General features: G+C 63.3%; 15 protein-coding genes, 1 tRNA gene and 1 pseudogene. 14 read left to right on the top strand and 3 right to left on the bottom strand.

The genetic code is table 11. The features are described 5' to 3' along the window. Positions 1-15 precede the first annotated feature (15 nt). The 7 genes from FOM02_RS40165 to gatB all read left to right on the top strand — a co-directional run bounded on the left by FOM02_RS40165 (position 16) and on the right by gatB (position 5878). The gene (locus tag FOM02_RS40165; RefSeq protein WP_027559619.1) at positions 16-1092 is read left to right on the top strand and encodes an NAD(P)H-dependent flavin oxidoreductase; all 1077 of its coding nucleotides are present in this window, start codon (positions 16-18) and stop codon (positions 1090-1092) included. Between the two features lie 77 nt (positions 1093-1169). Then, complete coding sequence (gene gatC, locus FOM02_RS40160; RefSeq protein ID WP_007611211.1) at positions 1170-1457, top strand: Asp-tRNA(Asn)/Glu-tRNA(Gln) amidotransferase subunit GatC; 288 nt, start codon at positions 1170-1172, stop codon at positions 1455-1457. A 78-nt stretch (positions 1458-1535) separates the two neighbouring features. Continuing rightward, a complete protein-coding gene (locus FOM02_RS40155) occupies positions 1536-1748 on the top strand; it encodes a hypothetical protein (RefSeq protein ID WP_027559618.1) in 213 nt (70 codons plus the stop codon). After that, the gene (gene gatA / locus FOM02_RS40150; RefSeq protein ID WP_027559617.1) at positions 1745-3220 is read left to right on the top strand and encodes an Asp-tRNA(Asn)/Glu-tRNA(Gln) amidotransferase subunit GatA; all 1476 of its coding nucleotides are present in this window, start codon (positions 1745-1747) and stop codon (positions 3218-3220) included. The genes FOM02_RS40155 and gatA overlap by 4 nt, the downstream gene beginning before the upstream one ends. Further along, positions 3211-3516 carry a hypothetical protein gene (locus FOM02_RS40145; protein ID WP_027559616.1) on the top strand — a complete coding sequence of 102 codons (306 nt, stop codon included), beginning with the start codon at positions 3211-3213 and terminating at the stop codon, positions 3514-3516. The genes gatA and FOM02_RS40145 overlap by 10 nt, the downstream gene beginning before the upstream one ends. Then, on the top strand, positions 3513-4397 hold the full coding sequence (locus FOM02_RS40140; protein WP_027559615.1) for an FkbM family methyltransferase: 885 nt from the start codon (positions 3513-3515) through the stop codon (positions 4395-4397). The genes FOM02_RS40145 and FOM02_RS40140 overlap by 4 nt, the downstream gene beginning before the upstream one ends. After that, complete coding sequence (gene gatB, locus FOM02_RS40135; protein WP_027559614.1) at positions 4394-5878, top strand: Asp-tRNA(Asn)/Glu-tRNA(Gln) amidotransferase subunit GatB; 1485 nt, start codon at positions 4394-4396, stop codon at positions 5876-5878. Before FOM02_RS40140 ends, gatB begins: the two co-directional genes overlap by 4 nt. Before the next feature lie 45 nt (positions 5879-5923). On the opposite strand, the gene FOM02_RS40130 is transcribed toward gatB, so the two are convergent. Next, positions 5924-6070, bottom strand: coding sequence for a hypothetical protein (locus tag FOM02_RS40130; protein WP_156950855.1), 147 nt, complete (start codon positions 6068-6070; stop codon positions 5924-5926). Between the two features lie 1327 nt (positions 6071-7397). On the opposite strand from FOM02_RS40130, the gene FOM02_RS40125 reads away from it, so the two are divergent. Next, positions 7398-7664 (top strand): hypothetical protein, encoded by a 267-nt coding sequence (locus FOM02_RS40125; protein ID WP_027559612.1) that lies wholly within the window; start codon positions 7398-7400, stop codon positions 7662-7664. A gap of 93 nt (positions 7665-7757) precedes the next feature. Beyond that, positions 7758-7979: a hypothetical protein gene (locus tag FOM02_RS40120; RefSeq protein WP_028146272.1), complete on the top strand. Its 222-nt coding sequence runs from the start codon at positions 7758-7760 to the stop codon at positions 7977-7979. 134 nt (positions 7980-8113) lie between these two features. Here the strand turns inward: FOM02_RS40120 and FOM02_RS40115 are convergent. Further along, positions 8114-8206 (bottom strand) — tRNA-Ser (locus FOM02_RS40115). 580 nt (positions 8207-8786) lie between these two features. On the opposite strand from FOM02_RS40115, the gene FOM02_RS40110 reads away from it, so the two are divergent. The 4 genes from FOM02_RS40110 (at position 8787) to FOM02_RS40095 (ending at position 13588) form a co-directional block, all read left to right on the top strand. Then, positions 8787-9473 carry a tetratricopeptide repeat protein gene (locus FOM02_RS40110; protein WP_027559610.1) on the top strand — a complete coding sequence of 229 codons (687 nt, stop codon included), beginning with the start codon at positions 8787-8789 and terminating at the stop codon, positions 9471-9473. Continuing rightward, a complete protein-coding gene (locus FOM02_RS40105) occupies positions 9442-10761 on the top strand; it encodes a tetratricopeptide repeat protein (RefSeq protein ID WP_231164383.1) in 1320 nt (439 codons plus the stop codon). Before FOM02_RS40110 ends, FOM02_RS40105 begins: the two co-directional genes overlap by 32 nt. Further along, a complete protein-coding gene (locus FOM02_RS40100) occupies positions 10701-11222 on the top strand; it encodes a hypothetical protein (RefSeq protein WP_231164043.1) in 522 nt (173 codons plus the stop codon). The genes FOM02_RS40105 and FOM02_RS40100 overlap by 61 nt, the downstream gene beginning before the upstream one ends. A gap of 767 nt (positions 11223-11989) precedes the next feature. Further along, the gene (locus FOM02_RS40095; RefSeq protein ID WP_027559609.1) at positions 11990-13588 is read left to right on the top strand and encodes a porin; all 1599 of its coding nucleotides are present in this window, start codon (positions 11990-11992) and stop codon (positions 13586-13588) included. A gap of 587 nt (positions 13589-14175) precedes the next feature. Here FOM02_RS40095 and FOM02_RS40090 read toward each other — a convergent pair. Further along, positions 14176-16648, bottom strand: a pseudogene (locus FOM02_RS40090) (transglycosylase SLT domain-containing protein). A gap of 229 nt (positions 16649-16877) precedes the next feature. On the opposite strand from FOM02_RS40090, the gene dapA reads away from it, so the two are divergent. Next, the gene (dapA, locus tag FOM02_RS40085; RefSeq protein ID WP_027559607.1) at positions 16878-17768 is read left to right on the top strand and encodes a 4-hydroxy-tetrahydrodipicolinate synthase; all 891 of its coding nucleotides are present in this window, start codon (positions 16878-16880) and stop codon (positions 17766-17768) included. The last annotated feature ends 31 nt before the right edge of the window (positions 17769-17799 follow it).

The raw sequence follows: 17799 nt of genomic DNA, 5'->3' as shown, positions 1-17799 counted from the left end.
CGAGAGAGAACAACCATGTGGCCTGACCGTCGACTGATCGACCTCTTCAAGACCGAATTCCCGATCGTGCTGGCGCCGATGGCCGGCGTGATGGATGCGGAGCTGGTGATCGCCGTGGCACAAGGCGGCGGGCTGGGGTCGCTGCCGAGTGCGCTGCTGTCGCCGGAAAAGGCGCGCGAGCAGGTCCACATCATCCGCCAGCGGGTGAAGGCGCCGCTGAACATGAACTTCTTCTGCCACACGCCGGTCGATCTCACGCCCGAGGCCGAAGCGCGCTGGAAGCAGCGGCTCATGGGTTATTACACCGAGCACGGGCTCGATCCGGCGGCGCCGGTCGCCGCTGCGAACCGCGCGCCGTTCGACGCCGCGTTCTGCGAGGTCGTCGAAGAGCTGAAGCCGGAGGTCGTCAGCTTCCATTTCGGCCTGCCGGAGTCCGCGCTGCTCAAGCGCGTCAAGGCGGCTGGTTGCCTCGTCATCTCCTCCGCGACGACGGTGAAGGAAGCGGTCTGGCTGGAACAGCGCGGCGTCGATGCCGTGATCGCGCAAGGCGCCGAGGCGGGCGGCCATCGCGGCATGTTCCTGACCGACAAGATCGCCGAGCAGCCCGGCACATTTGCGCTGGTGCCGCAGGTCGCCGATGCCGTGAAGGTGCCTGTCATCGCGGCCGGCGGCATCGCCGACGGGCGCGGCATTGCCGCAGCCTTCGCACTCGGGGCATCCGGCGTGCAGATCGGCAGCGCCTATCTGCGCTGTCCGGAATCCAAGGTCAGCGCAGGCGGGCGCAAGGCGCTCGCTGAAGCGCGGGACGATTCCACCGTCATCACCAATGTCATGACCGGGCGCCCGGCGCGCGGTGTGCAGAACCGCCTGATGCGCGAAGCCGGTCCGATCTCGCCGGATGCGCCGCCGTTCCCCCATGCCGCGACGGCGCTCGGGCCGCTCAAGACGGCTGCCGAAAAGCAGGGCAGGGTGGATTTCACCAATCTCTGGGCCGGCCAGGCCGTCGCCCTCGGCCGCGAGGTCCCTGCGGCCGAATTGACCCGGGATCTCGCCAAATCGGCCTTGGCCCGCCTAAAAGCGGTGGCTGGATAGGGCGCCAGGGCCGGTTGCGGCGCAAAAGCGGCCTCTGCTATACGGCACATAGGTTTTGCCGTGAGAGGCCTTATATAATGTCCGTCGACGCCGCTACCGTCCGCCGCATCGCGCATCTGGCGCGCATTGCGGTTTCCGAGGGCGAGGTTCCGCATCTTCAGGGCGAGCTCAATGCCATGCTCGCCTTTGTCGAGCAGCTCTCGGAGGTCAATGTCGAGGGCGTGGAGCCGATGACCTCGGTCACCCCGATGCAGATGAAGAAGCGGCAGGACGTGGTCAATGACGGCGAGATCGCCGACGATATCGTTGCCAACGCGCCCGCGACCGAGGGGCATTTCTTCCTGGTGCCGAAGGTCGTCGAGTAGCATAGCGTTTTCGAGCGAAGTGGAGCCCGGTTCGCGTGAAGAAAACGCGTCAAATAAAGAGTCTCAGGACGTGGTCCGATGTGCCTGCTTTGCGACGATGAGAAGGCCTATCAGGCCTACATGAACTACCTCGACAAGATGGAGCGGCAGGGCAAGGCTGCCGATCCCAATGTCGCCGTCAATGCCGTGCTCGATGAGCTCGAGGCCGCCGCCAATGCGGCCACCAAAAAAGACGACCCGGCCAACGACAAGACCCTGTCTCCGTTCTTCTGCAGCCCGATCAATAAATGACCGATTTGACATCGCTGACGCTCGCCGAGGCCCGCAAGGGTCTCGCCGACAAGACTTTCACGTCGCTCGAACTGACCGACGCGCATCTGAACGCGATCGAAGCCGCGCGCGTGCTCAACGCCTTCGTGATGGAGACGCCGGACCAGGCGCGCAGCATGGCGCGCGAGGCGGACGCAAAGCTCGCCAACGGTGATGCGGGCCCACTCGCGGGCATCCCGCTCGGCATCAAGGACCTGTTCGCGACCAAGGGCGTGCGCACCACGGCTTGCTCAAAAATCCTCGGCAATTTCGTGCCGACCTATGAGTCCACCGTGACCTCGCAGCTCTGGCGCGACGGCGCGGTGATGCTCGGCAAGCTCAACAATGACGAGTTTGCCATGGGCTCGGCGAACGAGACCTCGTGCTTCGGTCCCGTCGGCAATCCCTGGCGGCGCGAGGGAAGCAACACGACGCTGGTGCCGGGTGGCTCGTCCGGCGGCTCGGCCTCGGCCGTGGCGGCGCTGCTCTGCATGGGCGCGACCGCGACCGACACCGGCGGCTCGATCCGCCAGCCGGCGGCGTTCACCGCAACTGTCGGCATCAAGCCGACCTATGGCCGCTGCTCGCGCTGGGGCATCGTCGCCTTTGCCTCCTCGCTCGACCAGGCAGGTCCGATCGCGCGCACAACGCGCGATGCCGCGATGCTGCTGCGCTCGATGGCCGGCCACGATCCGAAGGACACGACCTCGGTCGACATCCCGGTGCCGGACTACGAGGCCGCGATCGGCAAGTCCGTGAAGGGCATGAAGATCGGCATCCCCAGGGAGTATCGTCTCGACGGCATGCCGGCCGAAATCGAGAAACTTTGGGAAGCGGGCGCGGCCTGGCTGAAAGCCGCGGGGGCAGAGCTCGTCGAGATATCGCTGCCGCACACCAAATACGCGCTGCCGGCCTATTACATCGTGGCCCCCGCGGAAGCCTCCTCCAACCTCGCGCGCTATGACGGCGTTCGCTACGGCCTGCGCGAGCAAGCTAAGAACATCACAGAGCTCTACGAGAACACCCGCGCCGGAGGTTTTGGCGCGGAGGTACGCCGCCGCGTCATGATCGGCACCTATGTGCTGTCGGCCGGCTATTACGACGCCTATTATTTGCGCGCCCAGAAAGTGCGCACGCTGATCAAGAAGGATTTTGAGGATTGCTTTGCCAAGGGCGTCGACGCGATCCTGACGCCGGCGACGCCGTCGGCCGCCTTCGGCATCGGCGAGAAGGGCGGCGCCGACCCCGTCGAGATGTATCTCAACGACATCTTCACGGTGACCGTGAACATGGCGGGCCTGCCGGGCATCGCCGTGCCCGCCGGCAAGGACTCGCAGGGTCTGCCGCTCGGGTTGCAGCTGATCGGCCGCCCGTTCGACGAGGAGACGCTGTTCTCGCTCGGCGAGGTGATCGAGCAGGCCGCCGGCCGCTTCACGCCCGCGAGGTGGTGGTGAATGTCGCTGATTTCATCGCGAGCCTCGACGGCGCGGCGCCCGCGCCGGAGCTGAGCGCGCCGCTCACGGGTCTCTGGTGGGCGGCGAAGGGCGACTGGGACCAGGCGCACAAGATCGTTCAGGACGAGAGCAGCCGCGAGGCGGCCTGGGTTCATGCGTACTTGCACCGCGTCGAAGGCGATCTCGGCAACGCCGGCTACTGGTATCGCCAGGCCGGCCAGCCCGTGGCAATGGACTCGCTCGAAGCAGAATGGCAGCGCATCGCCGTTGCGCTGGGTGGGAGTGCGCGGACATGAGCGAGCTAGGTTTCAAGGGAGCCAAGGCGAAGCCGGAGGACCTGTTCGGCCGCTTTCGCGAGATCGTTTCCGATCCGCTCAACCTCCTGATCGAGCGCGTCCCGATGGCCGGTCTCATCGATGGCGACCAGGTTTATCTACATAACGGCCTGAAGGTCCCGGGCATCGGGCCGGGGGCGTATTACGGCCCCTTCAGCAGTGTGCTCATCATCAATCGCGGCGTCCACGAGCCGCTGGAGGAATACGTCTTCCAGGAGTTGCTGAAGCGGCTCGGCGAGGCGCCGGCGATGATCGAGCTCGGCGCCTATTGGAGCCATTATTCCATGTGGCTGAACAGGACGCGGCCCAAGGCAGAGGTCATCCTGGTCGAGCCCGACCCCGCTTGCCTCAAGACCGGTCAGGACAATTTCGCGCGCAACGGACTGAAGGGCGAGTTCATCAAGGCCTTCGTCGGCACCGGCAAGTTCGAGGTCGACGCCTTTTTCCGGGACCGGAAGATCAAGCGCCTCGACATCCTGCATGCCGATATCCAGGCTTTCGAGGTCGAGATGTTGCAGGGCGCGGAGAGCGTGCTGAGCAAGCGCCGCGTCGATTATCTCTTCGTTGCAACTCATTCGCAGGCCCTCCACTACGACGTCGTCGATCGCCTCAAGGCGCACGGCTACCGTGTCGAGATCTCCAGCGATTTCGAAGAGCAGAGCACCTCGTTCGACGGCTTCGTGTTTGCGTCTTCGCCGGAGGTCGACGCGCTGTTCGGAGAGATCGAGGTGATGGGCCGCGGCGAGATCGCGCAACGCCGGCCGGCCGACGTGTTTCAGTCGCTGAACGGGCTTCTCGAAGCAAGCGACCGGCGCGCAGCCAACAAACGAGTTATGCCATGAACGCACCTGCCACTTCCCACAAGCTCCTCAAAGGCTCAACCGGCGATTGGGAGATGGTCATCGGCATGGAGATCCATGCCCAGGTGACCTCGAACGCGAAACTGTTCTCGGGCGCGTCCACTGCCTTCGGCGGTGAACCGAACAGCCACGTGTCGCTCGTGGACGTCGCGATGCCGGGGATGCTGCCCGTGATCAACGAGGAATGCGTCAGGCAGGCTGTCCGGACCGGGCTCGGTCTCAACGCAAAGATCAATCTGCGTTCGGTGTTCGACCGGAAAAACTATTTCTATCCGGACCTGCCGCAGGGCTACCAGATCAGCCAGTACAAGTCGCCGATCGTCGGCGAGGGCGAGGTGATCGTCGAGCTCGAGGGCGGCAGGACCGCTACCGTTGGCATCGAGCGGCTGCATCTGGAGCAGGACCCCGGCAAGATGCTGCACGACCAGTCGCCGTCGCTGTCCTTCATCGATTTCAACCGCTGCGGCGTGGCGCTGATGGAGATTGTCTCAAAGCCGGACATCCGCGACGCCGAGCAGGCCAAGGCCTATGTGGCCAAGCTGCGCTCGATCATGCGCTATCTCGGCACCTGCGACGGTGACATGGAGAAGGGAAACCTGCGCGCCGACGTCAACGTCTCCGTGCGCAAGCCCGGCGGGCCGCTCGGCACGCGCTGCGAGATCAAGAACATGAACTCGATCAATTTCATTGGCCAGGCGATCGAGTACGAGGCGCGGCGCCAGATCGAGATCATCGAGGATGGCGGCGTGATCGCGCAGGAGACGCGTCGGTTCGACCCCAACAAGGGCGAAACGCAGTCGTTGCGGTCCAAGGAAGAGGCGCACGACTACCGCTACTTCCCCGATCCCGACCTGCTGCCGCTTGAGTTCGGCCAGGAGTTCGTCGACGAGCTGAAGGCGAAGCTGCCGGAGCTGCCGGACCAGAAGAAGGCGCGCTTTGTCGCAGACTTTGGCCTGTCGGCCTATGACGCGAGCGTGCTGGTCGCCGAGCGTGAGAGCGCGGTGTTCTACGAGACGGTGCTCGACAAGCTCGCCAACCGCGCGCGCGACGGCAAGATGGCGGCGAATTGGGTGATTAATGAGCTGTTCGGCCGCCTCAACAAGGAGGGGCGGGATATTGCGGGCTCTCCGGTTGGCGCCGAGCAGCTCTCTGGGATCATCGACCTGATCGGCGAGGGCACGATCTCCGGCAAGATCGCCAAGGATCTGTTCGAGATTGTCTGGCAGGAGGGCGGCGATCCCCGTGCGCTGGTGGAAAGCCGCGGCATGAAGCAGGTGACGGATCTTTCGGCGATCGAAAAGGTTGTCGACGACATCATCGCGGCCAATCCCGACAAGGCCGCGCAGGTCAAGGACAAGCCGCAGTCGCTCGGCTGGTTCGTCGGTCAGGTGATGAAGGCGTCCGGCGGCAAGGCCAACCCGCAGAGCGTCAACGACCTGCTCAAGTCCAAGCTCGGCGTCTAGCCTCACGCGCTCGAACGAGGTGACGACATGCTTCGTCACCTCGCTTCACCTTGCGATGCGACGCTCGCGCGCGTCGTCGACGGCAATCATCATCCGCTCAAGGGCGCGCAGCGCCGCCGAATCGCGGCCCGCGCGATTCGCGCAAAACGGCGGCTTGCGCACGCTCTGACGAGCGCTCCCGCCGTTAAGCATGAAAATAATTTCGTTGCCAAAAATCGCGACTCAGAGTCCGCGACTCTGCCCTGCGACGCGATCGCGCGCGTTGCAGCGCGCATCATCGCACCGATCACGCGTGATGTGCATGCGCAGAATATTACTTGCTGCATAGGGTTTTCTTGCAATCGCTGCGCTCGTCGACGTCGATGCTGCGCGAAGCATTTGCGATTGCGGACACGTGTCTCTGCGCGCCGGCAAATCAGGCGGGGCTGGCGCACGCGCACTGCGCCGTCAACACTTCCTTAAGTCAGAAGATGTTTTTTTTCGTCGTGTTGGTGTATTCGGGGTGAGTGCATTCGATCCCCGAATGCGCGCAGCGATTAAAGCCATCTCACACATCGGAGGGCAACATGGCCAAGAAAGCGAAGAAGGCGAAGAAGGCGAAGAGCGCAGTGAAGAAGACTGCGAAGAAGACCCGCAAGGTCGCGAAGAAGAAGAAGTAACTTCGCTTCTGAAGTTGCCGGCTCTTAAAGCGGCCGGCACGTCATCAGCGCCTCCCAGAGGTTCTGGTCGACGATAGAGGGTGTCGGCGAGACATCAGGTCAACGGTCGGATCGTTCTCCTTGACGATCCGGCAGAAGAAACAAGTTTTCTTCGTTCGGTGCGGTTCTCCGTAAGGGGCTCCGCAATTTCACAAGCGCCCTTCGGGCCAACGTGAAATCTGATCCTGACGTGTTCGCCGACGCCCTCGTTCTGTTGAGGCCGGGGTATTGCCGGCATTCCCTTTCCCTCACATTGCTGATCTGACCGCGACGTCGTCGCGCTGCCTCGGCCGCACTGCATGGCCGCACTGCCTTTGGGGCGGGTGAGGGCTGCGGCGAGCTGTCGCTGCGACGGCCTTCGCGCGGGCTCGGTGCAAAGCCACTGCGATCGATTCTCGCGCCTCGATCTGCGCCGGTCGGGATGACGGGCGCCGGTGCCGCCGCACGCGGCGGTGACCCGCGCCTTTCCAGCGATCCGCTCCCACAAATTGTAACCGCAGCACGCGCGCCACTGCGCGCGATGGTTATCGATGTCCCAAAATCCCAAGGTAAACCGAATCTGACGAATCGCAGAAGTGCCTGCAAAACGGGGACTTCTTGAATTCAGCGCGCGGATGGCGCGCGCTCGCGTTTACGTCTGCTTCATCGCGATACTTAAACTGCCATTCAAATTTGCCCGCCATCATCGCCTTCAACAAGCCGGCAAACGGCATTGGGGATGAGTTGAACAGTGCACGATCCCGGGAAGGGTCATGCACATCAGAGTTGGACGGGAGCCGCGCTCGGGGGAACGAGGCGGCATAACAAAAAGGGGATGCGTTATGTTTCAGGGTACTTTCGATATCGAGACCGCGACGCCGATCGATGCGAGCGCGCTGTCGGACGTGCTGTTCGAGCGCGGGATCTATTGGGCGAGCGGCCGCTCCGGCCTCGTCGATCTCGTCGCCGCGCACAAATGGTTCAATCTCGCCGCGCTGAAGGGCCGCAAGGACGCCGTGGCGCTGCGCCAGGAAGTCGCGGGCCAGATGTCGGATGCCGAGATCGCGGCCGCCCAGCGCGATGCGAGGGCGTGGGTTTCGGCTCACTGAGCCGGGCATCGCAGCCGGCCCGTGTTCTCACGGGCGATTTGGTTGCGCTGAATCAAGCCCAGCATCGTGCCGCCGCTTCAGAACTCGTACGGCATGAACAACCCCGACAAGAATGACTCGGTCACGGGTCACTGGCTGCCGATTCAGATCGCGCCCGACGATTGCGATCTGGAACTCGGACGGCCGCACAAGACCGGCATTTTGCCGCTCACCTTTCCCTGCCGGCGCAGAGCCGGCGTCTGGTTCAATGTCTGGGCCGGCGAGGCGGTGCTGATCGCGCCCTCGCATTGGCGGATCTGGCGATCCGGCACCTAGGTGTGGGCACACATATATAAGAGAACGCGAATCGGCTGAGCTCAGCCGCGCGCATCCTTGCGCCAAGCTTTCTGCGCCGGCGCCACGAGCTCTTCAGGTGAAAGAACCGAGCCGGGCTAGATTCTGCTGGTGGATGGCGGAGAGGGAGGGATTCGAACCCTCGATACAGCTTGAGACCGTATGACGCTTTAGCAAAGCGTTGCCTTCAGCCACTCGGCCACCTCTCCGGTGCGAGCCTTATGTATCGATTTTGTAGGCACGGTCAATTTGGAAGGGCGTGTTTGCGCTCGATTATTCCCAGCGATGTCGTAGCGGTCGGGATGAGCCATTAGAATGGCTGCCCACGGGCTGAGGATAGGCGTTCAAAAGAACGGATGCTGAACAGAGCGTTTGGCGCCTGGCGCAGGGCGATTTCTCACCTTCAATCGTCTTTGATAGAGGCAAGGATTTGATTTTATTCGCAAAATTTCATTGGGGTGCCTAGTCGGCCATGGGCATTGCCCCGCTTCACTCTTTCGCCTTCGAGGCCCGAGCTGCTGACCCGAAGGACTGTTGTGCATCAGGGCAGGCCCGCGCAGAGCAAGGGACCGGGAAAGCTCCACCTCTGACAAGTGCAACGGTGCTCGGGAGCGTGTACAGGCAGCTTCTTAGTCAGGTTCCGGTTGCGCGGCGCAAGCTGTTGGCTGAGAGGTCGACGACGCGAGGACGACGCGCCTTGCCAATTGGACTGGACGAGCGCCGGCCCGGCCGGTTGCTATGCCTTCACCGGAGCGGTTGTTATGATTGAGCGGATGATCCGAGGGAGGAATGGGCTTAGCGAATGAACTGCAGGCCAAATTTCGACGTGCTGTCGAGGCCTTTTACGCCAACGATCTGGTCAAAGCGGAAAGAATACTGCACCAGATCGCGAAATCCTCCAGGAACATTTTCGAGGTCGAACATCTCTTGGGTGTGGTGAAGCTCGTCCAAGGGCGGTTCCCGGAGGCCGAGGTCCATCTCAGGGCGGCGGTCGCCCTGAATGGAAGCAACGACGAAGCGCTCAGCAACTATGGTTATGTGCTCAGATCCCTGAATCGCCCCCAGGAGGCGCTGACCTATTTTTCGCGCGCCTTGGCGGTGAATCCGCGCAATCCTCTTTCGTATCACAACCGGGGCTCGATCCTCGCCGAGTTTGCGAGAGACTATTCGAATGCGATCGATCAATTCGACAAGGCGATCGCCTACAATCCGAACTTCGCCGATGCCTATGTGAGCAAGGGCAACTGCCTCGAGAAGCTGACACGCTACGAAGGCACTCTCGTCGCCTACGACAAGGCGCTGGCAATCAAGCCTGATCTCGAGAATGCCTGGCTCGGCCGCGGCAATGCCTTGCGGAACCTCAAGCGCCATGACGAAGCATTTGCGACCTACGGCAAGGCGCTGTCGCACAAGCCCGCCTTCGGGGATGCATGGATTGGCCGAGGTGACGTCATGGCCGATCTCAAGCGCCAATGACGACGCGCTTGCCGCCTACGACAAGGCGGTGTCGATCAAGCCGGATCTGGAGGGCGCGTGGCTTGGCCGCGGCAATGTTTGCTGCGATCTGAAGCGCTACGACGCAGCATTCGCGGCGTATGACAAGGCGCTCTCGATCAGGCCTGATCTGGCGGAGGCGTGGCTTGGCCGGGGCAACGTTCTTACCGAGCTCAAGCGCTACGATGACGCGTCTGCAGCGTATGAGCGGGCCCTGTCGATCAAGCCTGACCTCGCCGAAGCATGGCTTGGCCGAGGCAACGTCGCGTGGGCTCTCAAGTGTTATGAGGATGCCCTTGCTGCGTTTGACAAGGCGCTCTCGATCCAGCCCGACCTGGAAGGAGCCTGGATCGGTCGGGGCAATGTCTTCACCGATCTGAGGCGCTTCGACGAGGCTCTTGCCGCCTATGACAAGGCCGTATCGATCAAGCCCGACCACGAGGGCATCGAGGGGCTGCGCCTCTATGCCAAGATGAACCTGTGCAACTGGGATGATCTCGATGAGGAGATCGGTCATCTGACAGGAGCAATCCGGGCGGGGAAGGCCAACAGCTCTCCCTTTGCGTTGCTGTCCTTGACGGATTCTCCTGACGATCATCTGCGATGCGCCAGAGCCTGGGTCGCCGCAAAGCTTCCGCATATCTCCAAGCCGAGTTCGAGAGCAGAGACCAGCAGCCACGACAAGATCCGGGTCGGATATGTGTCCCCCGATTTGCGCGAGCACCCGGTTGGCTACATGACCGCCGGCATTTTCGAGAGCCACGACACCCATCGCTTCGAGACCTACGCCTTTTCGATTGGCCCGGGAGATGACAGCGATCTGCGCAAGCGGCTGGAAGGCTCCTTCCACCGCTTCCTCGATTGTCAGCACAAGACCGACAGTGACATCCTGCAGGCGATCAACGATGCGCAGATCGACATCCTCGTCGATCTCGCCGGGCATACGCAGAATGCCAGGCTGTCCCTGTTTGCCTCCGGCCCGGCGCCGATCGTCGTCAATTACCTCGGATTCGCGGGAACGTTGGGGAGCAAGGACCTCTCGCATTACATCATCGCTGATCGCGTCGTGGTGCCGGAATCGAACGACCGGTTCTTCGAAGAGAAGGTCGTGCGCTGCCCGGCAGTTTCATGCCGCGCGATGTCAGGGGGCAGGCCGTCGACCAGATCACCTGCGACAGGGCCGATCACGGTCTGCGGCCGGAATGGACGGTGTTTTGTGGCTTCAACAATGCCTACAAGATCAATCCATCCGTCTTCGGAAGCTGGATGAATATCCTCAAGCGCGTGGACCAGTCGGTGTTGTGGTTGTCCGACATGGCGGAAAACGCAAGATCCAACCTGAGAAAGGAAGCGGGACGCCGCGGTATCGATCCAGATCGCCTGGTGTTTGCAAGGCGTCTTCCATCGTCATCGGAGCATCTGGCGCGCCATCGCCTTGCCGACTTGTTCCTGGATACGCTGCCATACAACGCGCATACGACGGCCAGCGATGCGTTGTGGGCCGGTCTGCCGGTCCTGACGCAAATCGGAAATGGTTTCGCAGGCCGCGTCGCCGCGAGCTTGCTTGACGCCGCGGGCCTACCTGAACTGATCACGCGGACACGCGAGGGCTATGAGGCGCTCGCGATCGAGCCGGCGCTCGACAAGCAACGGCTTCAGCTCATTCGCGACCGGCTGCGAGAAAACCGCGCGAAAACATCGCTGTTCGACGCGTCTATACCAAGCATTTAGAGGCGTCCTACGAGGCGATGTATCAAAGACACCAGGCCGGATTGCCGCCGGAGCCTATCGAAATTCAGGCGCTTGGATGAGCAAGCCGGCGTACGCCGCCATTGCTCACGCGAATGGCCGATCTGGGTTCCCCGCTGCCGGGGCGGGCTTCGAGGACGCTGACGGTAAGGAGAGGGCGTTGCCTGGATGCCGGCCGTTTCGGCGGGCCGCCTGTTAGCCCAGCATCGCCTCGAGCCACTTATATGAATGTCCATCTGCTGGTGACTGGCGCCCTTTGGGCGGCTGCTGTCTCGGCCGTGCCATGCCCAGTTCGCGGCCGACCGTGTCCCGCCTTGAGTCCCCTGCCGATTCCACGATTCGACGGCGTCGTAACCGCGAAGTCGCGTTGTTCCGCGCGCGCCGCCTCAGGTGAGGAATTTCGAGGGCAAACGGAACCGGTTAAAAAAATATCAATAAAAACAATGACTTGTAGAAGCCGTCGCGATCACATCTGCGTGTTATTTGTGCAACACTCTCCGGGAAACGCGCTGCATATGCCCGTTTCGGTGCGTTCTCTTGTTGTGTGTGCAAGGTCGTTCGGTAATTGTGACCGAGCGACGGAGGGGGGCATCCCGAGGTCGTCCCGTTTAGGTCATTCGCTTAAGTCCCTCGCGTTCATGCGGGTGTGTCCGAAGGCGCGAAGGAGCCGAAAGCGGTGATTTAGAGGGGGTTGGGGCATTGGCCGTCCGGTCAGTGACCTTCCCTGAAGAGCAACTTGGAGGTTTAACATGAAGTTGGTTAAGAGCCTTTTGCTCGGCTCAGCGGCGGGTCTGATCGCCGTGGGCGGAGCGCAGGCGGCTGATCTGCCCGTGAAGGCCAAGGCGGTCGAATACGTGAAGATCTGCTCCCTGTACGGTGCCGGATTCTACTACATCCCGGGCACTGACACCTGCATCAAGCTGGGTGGTTACCTGCGCGCCGAAGTCGCGCTGGGCACCAACTCGGACTTCACCCTGAACCAGAACGTCTCGACCCAGGGCGCCAACGGTGCACGCAACCGTCTGACGAACTACTACACGATGCGCGCTCGTGAAGACCTCAACATCGACACGCGCACCGCGACCGAGTACGGCGTTGTCCGTACCTTCTTCGACGGCGTGTTCTCCTGGACCACCGGCAACTACGTCGGCACCGGCAGCGCGACCGGTGGCACCCAGTACAGCGGCACGCTAGGCATTAATACCCCGGTCGGTGCAGCTGCTCCGGCTCTGTTCGGCTCGGGCGGTGGCGCGGTCAACCAGACCGACGGCAACACCTCGGGCGGTTCGCTCGGCGTGTACTATGCCTTCATCCAGTTCGCCGGCTTCACCATGGGTAAGGCGGTGTCGCAGTTCGACGCGCCCTGGACCAACTATCCCGGCAACAACTTCGACGGTCTCGTCGGTGGCTCGGGCACGGTCACCGGTGTCAACCAGTTCACCTACACCGCTGACTTCGGTCAGGGCGTGACGGCAGCCTTCTCGGCTGAAGACGCCACCCAGTACTATCAGGCTGGTAACATCAACCTGACTGGCGCAACTGCGGCTGGCATTTTCGGCGGTGCTGTCGGCAGCAATGCCATCGGCGGCAGCAGGTCGCCGAACCTCGTCGGTATGGTTCGTGTCGACCAGGCTTGGGGCATGTTCCAGGCGTCGGTCGCTGCGCATGACAACCACGTCGGTTACTACGGCACGTCCGAAGTCACTGGTCACCCCGACGACAAGTGGGGCTGGGCGGTTCAGCTCGCTCTGTCGATCAAGAACATCCCGACCGGTGCGGGTGACGTGATCAACGTGTCGGCCGTCTACACCGACGGTGCGACCCGCTACAACTTCCAGAACCTCGCGGGCAGCACGTATGTGATGTACGGCAGCTCGGGCCTCGCCGGCGCTTACGGCAGCCTCGCGGCTGTCACCGCTCCGGACACCGTGTACGTCACGGGTGGCCAGCAGGAGACGATCAAGACCTGGGGCTTCCGCGGTGCTTACACGCACAACTGGGATCCCTACTGGAACACCGCGATCTACGGTGCCTACGCTCAGGCGCAGTTCGGCTCGGGGGCCAAGACCTTCCTCTGCGGCGCTGGTGGCCTGCTCACCGTCGGGCAACCTGGTCTTACGGGTTGTAACCCCGACTTCAACGTCGGGCAGGTGGGTATCATCACCCGCTGGACCCCGGTCAAGAACCTGACGTTCTCGGCCGACTTGGCCTGGACCAACATCGACCAGAAGTACACAGGTACAATTGCGGCGGGGCTGGCCGCTGTTCCCGCCAAGCCGGCTGCGACCTACGAGGTCAAGGACCAGAACTCGCTCGTTCTGCTCCTCCGCGCTCAGCGCAACTGGTAAGTTCGGTCTAACGACCTGACAGAGAGCCCCGGCGGGAAACCGCCGGGGCTTTTCTTTTGACGGTCTTTTCTTGGGCGAGTGCAGGGCGAGCGCTGCGGGTGAGCGTGCGGCAATGTTGTGAAGACACTGCCTCCTACGAAAGAAGCCGCCAGGTGAGGCGGCCTCAGACGTTCCGAACGGCAAGCGTCGTCATTTCAGATCGAGAGCTCGGCAGTAATAGGAGCTCTCAACACTGGTCCAGCCTCGCTCCATCCTGTTGCTTTGGCATTCGTAGAAGGTCTTGAAGCCCAGAACGTTTCTGCAGTTCTGGAACTGCGGCACCCGACAGGGAGCATCCGACCCAGGGGCCGTTGCCGGTTTGGGCTGCGACTTTGATCGGGGCGGCGCTCAACGGGCCGATCGACATGGAGACAACGGCAAGAGCGGACACGGCCAACGTCTTCATCGCTTCCTCCTTTTCTTGTTGCTTGGGACAGCTGATTTCTGTCCCGGAGGCGATGCTACCAGAGCGCGCGTGGAGCGTCTTACTCAATCCAGACAGAGATAGTGATTGACGTTGGCGTGCTTCCCCTCAAGGGAAGGGGGCGCTATTCGACGCTGCCGGTGCAGCGGCGCAAATCGGCCTCGATCTGCAACCGCGTGCCGCCGCCGAAGCGGGCGCGGTAGACCTGAAGGTTCTCCATGATCCGCTGCACGTAGTTGCGCGTCTCGGAAAACGGAATCAGCTCGACCCAGTCGACCGCGTCCACCTTGGGGTCGCGCGGATCGCCGTAACGGTCGATCCACTTCTTCACGCTGCCGCGGCCGGCATTGTAGGCGGCAAAGGTCATGATGTAGGAGCCGCGATAATCCTCGAGCAGGCCGCCGAGCTCGGCCGAGCCGAGCGTGGCGTTGTAGACCGAATCGTTCTTCAGCCGCGCCAGATCGTAGGTCGCCCCGTGCCGCTTGCAGACATAGCGTGCGGCGTCCGGCGTCACCTGCATCAGCCCATAGGCCTGCGCCGGCGAGACCACCGACGGGTTGAACGCGCTCTCCTGCCGCGCGATCGCGTAGACGATGCTGCGCTCGACCTCGGGGCCGATCGGCGTGAAGTGCGGAATGCCGTTGACGGGATAAGCGTAGAAATCGAACGGCAGGCCGCGGTTGAGCGCGGCCTTGCCGAGCAGAAGCATGCCGCGCGCGTCGCTGTAGCGCTGGGTGAGCTCGCCCAGGCCCGCGAGCGCTTCGGGATCGCCGTTCTCGCCCATGTCGGCGAGCAGAGGCACGGCGAGCTCGCGCTCGTCGAGTTCGTAGAGCAGCTGCGCGGCGCGCACGATCTCCAGCCGCTCGGCGCCGCGGCCGCGCGGCTGGCTGTTGAGCTCGATCTGGGGCAGGCCGAGCTTGGCGCGTGCGAGCTGGCCGTAATAGCTGGTCGATTGCTCGGCGCGCGGGCATAGCGTTGCGCGCCTCCTGTTGAGGCCCGCGGCCTCCGCGGCGCGGCCCTGCCAATAGCCGGCGCGCGCCAGCGTGGTCGGATTGACGCTGCCGACGCCAATGCGGGCGAAATGCTGGGCGGCGGTCGTGGGGTCGTTGAGGAAGCGCAGCGCGATCCAGCCCGCGGTGAACTCCTGCTCGGTCTTGTAGATGTCGCGCGAGGGCAGGGCCGCATCGCGCGCAATCAGATAGGCGCTGCGGAATTCCTCGGTGTCGATCATCTTGCGTGACAGGAGGCGCCGCTCGATCCACCATTCGTCGAGATTGTAGAGCCGGCCCGGGTCCTTCGGTGCCGACAGCATCAGCTGGGCGGCTTCCGCAAACTTCTCCTCGCGGCGCAGAAGCTGGATCTTGCTGAAGATGAAGCCGGGATCGTTGTGCAGCTCGCGCGGCACGGCGTCGAGCAGCGCGCGTGCGTTCGGTGCTTTCTTGACAGCGGCGATGCGGGCCTTGGCCAGCGCGACATAACCGGCGCCGAGGCGCTTGGCCGCGCGCATCGCGGCCTCGTTCTCGCTGCCGTAGAGCAGCGTATCCATCCGCGCCTTCTGATCGCCCGGCGTCACCAGCGCGCCGAACTGGTCGAGCGCGTTGTTCTCGGTCTCCTCCGACATCGGATCGCTGCGCCAGGCCTCGCGCACCAGCCGCTCGGCATTGGCCCGATCGCCACGCGCCAGCATCGCCTTGGCGAGCGTGAAGCGGCCCTTGGCGGAGATCGGCGACTCGTTCTCGAACCAGGACCAGGCAACGGAATCGTCGCGCCTGTCGTCCCACATCGCGGCCTCGAGGCGGCGGCGCAGGAAAGTCTGCGACGGCCAGCTCGGATTGGCGGAGAGGAAGGCGCGGTAGCGCTCGACGCTCGCGCCATTGTCCTCGCTGCGCAGGATGACCCATTCCGCGAGCTTTCGCGCGACAGGGTCGGAGATGGAGGCGGCGTAATTGGTGGCATCGCCCGCCTTGCGCTTGCGCACGAGCTCGATGACGGTCTCCAGCGTGTCCTTGTCGGCTTGCGACGTCGAGGAGGTCGCAGCGACCGCGGCCGGCGTCACCGGCTTGCGCGGCGCGGCATGCTGGCGCGTCGCAGGAGCAAGGGCGCAGCGATCGGTTTGACGGGCGCGGGGCAGTCGGCCTGATCGTGGCTGTCGCGGCCGGCGCGGGTGCGGCTTTGGGCGACGAGGTGCCGGCGGTCGGCGTCGATTTCGGTGCGGGCGCAGCTGCAGCGGCAGGCTTGGGCTTGTCCTTGAGCTTGTCCTTGGGCTTGTCTTTCGCAGGTTCCTTGCCGGCGCTCTTGCCTGCATCCTTGGTCGGCTTCTTCGCGGCATCCTTGGCAGGGGTGTTCGCCGCGCCCTTGCTCGCGCCCTTGGCTGTGTCCTTCGAACTGTCCTTGCCGGTTCCCTTGTCTGGTCCTTTGGCAGGTGCCTTCGGGCTGTCCTTGGCGGCGGGCTTAGCAGTGTCCTTGGCGGTGTCCTTGGTTCCGTCCGTGGCCGTCTCATTGGACTTGGCGAGGGCGGCGCAGCCGACCGACAGCCCTGCCGTCAGGCACAGAACCAGGCCAATGGATCGCCACGTGGCAGGCGGAAGGGAGATCACGGCGTTTCGTCGCCCCCGAATCAGTCAGTTGGCTCAAGATCTAGCTGTATTTGATTGAATATGCGGACAAAATACCAACAGCCGCTTACCTCCGCCCGATTTGCACCAGCACCGCGGCAAAATCGCGGCCTAAACGGTGCGTCCCGCGGAAGCAGGTCTTTTACCGGCGGGATAGACCCGATATGTATGGGGCTTGCTCTCAAGAGATCGCCGCGTACGGAGGAAGTCCATGGCAGCCAAGACGAAATTCCGGGGGTCGTTCACCGCCTTGGTCACGCCGTTCAAGAACGGCTCGCTGGATGAGGCGGCGTTCCGCTCGCTGGTCAACTGGCAGATCTCCGAGGGCACCAACGGCCTCGTCCCGGTCGGCACCACCGGCGAGAGCCCGACGCTGAACCATGACGAGCACAAGAAGGTGGTCGAATGGTGCATCGCTGAAGCCAAGGGCCGCGTGCCCGTCGTTGCGGGCGCCGGCTCCAACTCGACCAAGGAGGCGATCGAGCTCTCCCAGCACGCCGAGAAGGCGGGCGCGGACGCCGTGCTGGTCGTCACGCCCTACTACAACAAGCCGACCCAGGAAGGCCTCTACCAGCACTTTAAGGCGATCAACGACGCGATCGGGATTCCGATCATCATCTACAACATTCCGCCGCGCTCGGTGATCGACATGTCGGTCGACACCATGAAGCGGCTGTGGGAGCTGAAGAACATTGCAGGCGTCAAGGACGCAACCGCCAGCATGGTGCGCGTGTCGCAGCAGCGCGCGGCGATGGGAGAGGATTTCAACCAGCTCTCGGGCGAGGATGCCACCATCCTCGGCTACATGGCCCATGGCGGCCACGGCTGCATCTCGGTGACCTCGAACGTCGCGCCGCGCCTGTGCGCGGAGTTCCACGCCGCCTGGCAGAAGGGCGACACCAAGGCAGCGCTCGCGATCCACGACAAGCTGATGCCGCTGCACAACAACCTGTTCATCGAGAGCAATCCGGCGCCGATCAAGTACGCGATGTCGCTGCTCGGCAAGTTCGACGAGACGCTGCGGCTGCCGATGGTTCCGGTCTCCGAACCGACCCGCGCCGCGGTGCGCAGCGCCATGGTGCATGCCGGCCTGATCAATTGACGCGGTGACAATTCGGGGGAGCCGTCCATGA

The sequence above is a fragment of the Bradyrhizobium sp. SEMIA genome (assembly GCF_014844175.1).
Classification (GTDB): Bacteria; Pseudomonadota; Alphaproteobacteria; order Rhizobiales; family Xanthobacteraceae; genus Bradyrhizobium; species Bradyrhizobium arachidis.
This window is presented reverse-complemented; position numbering and strand designations above follow the sequence as displayed.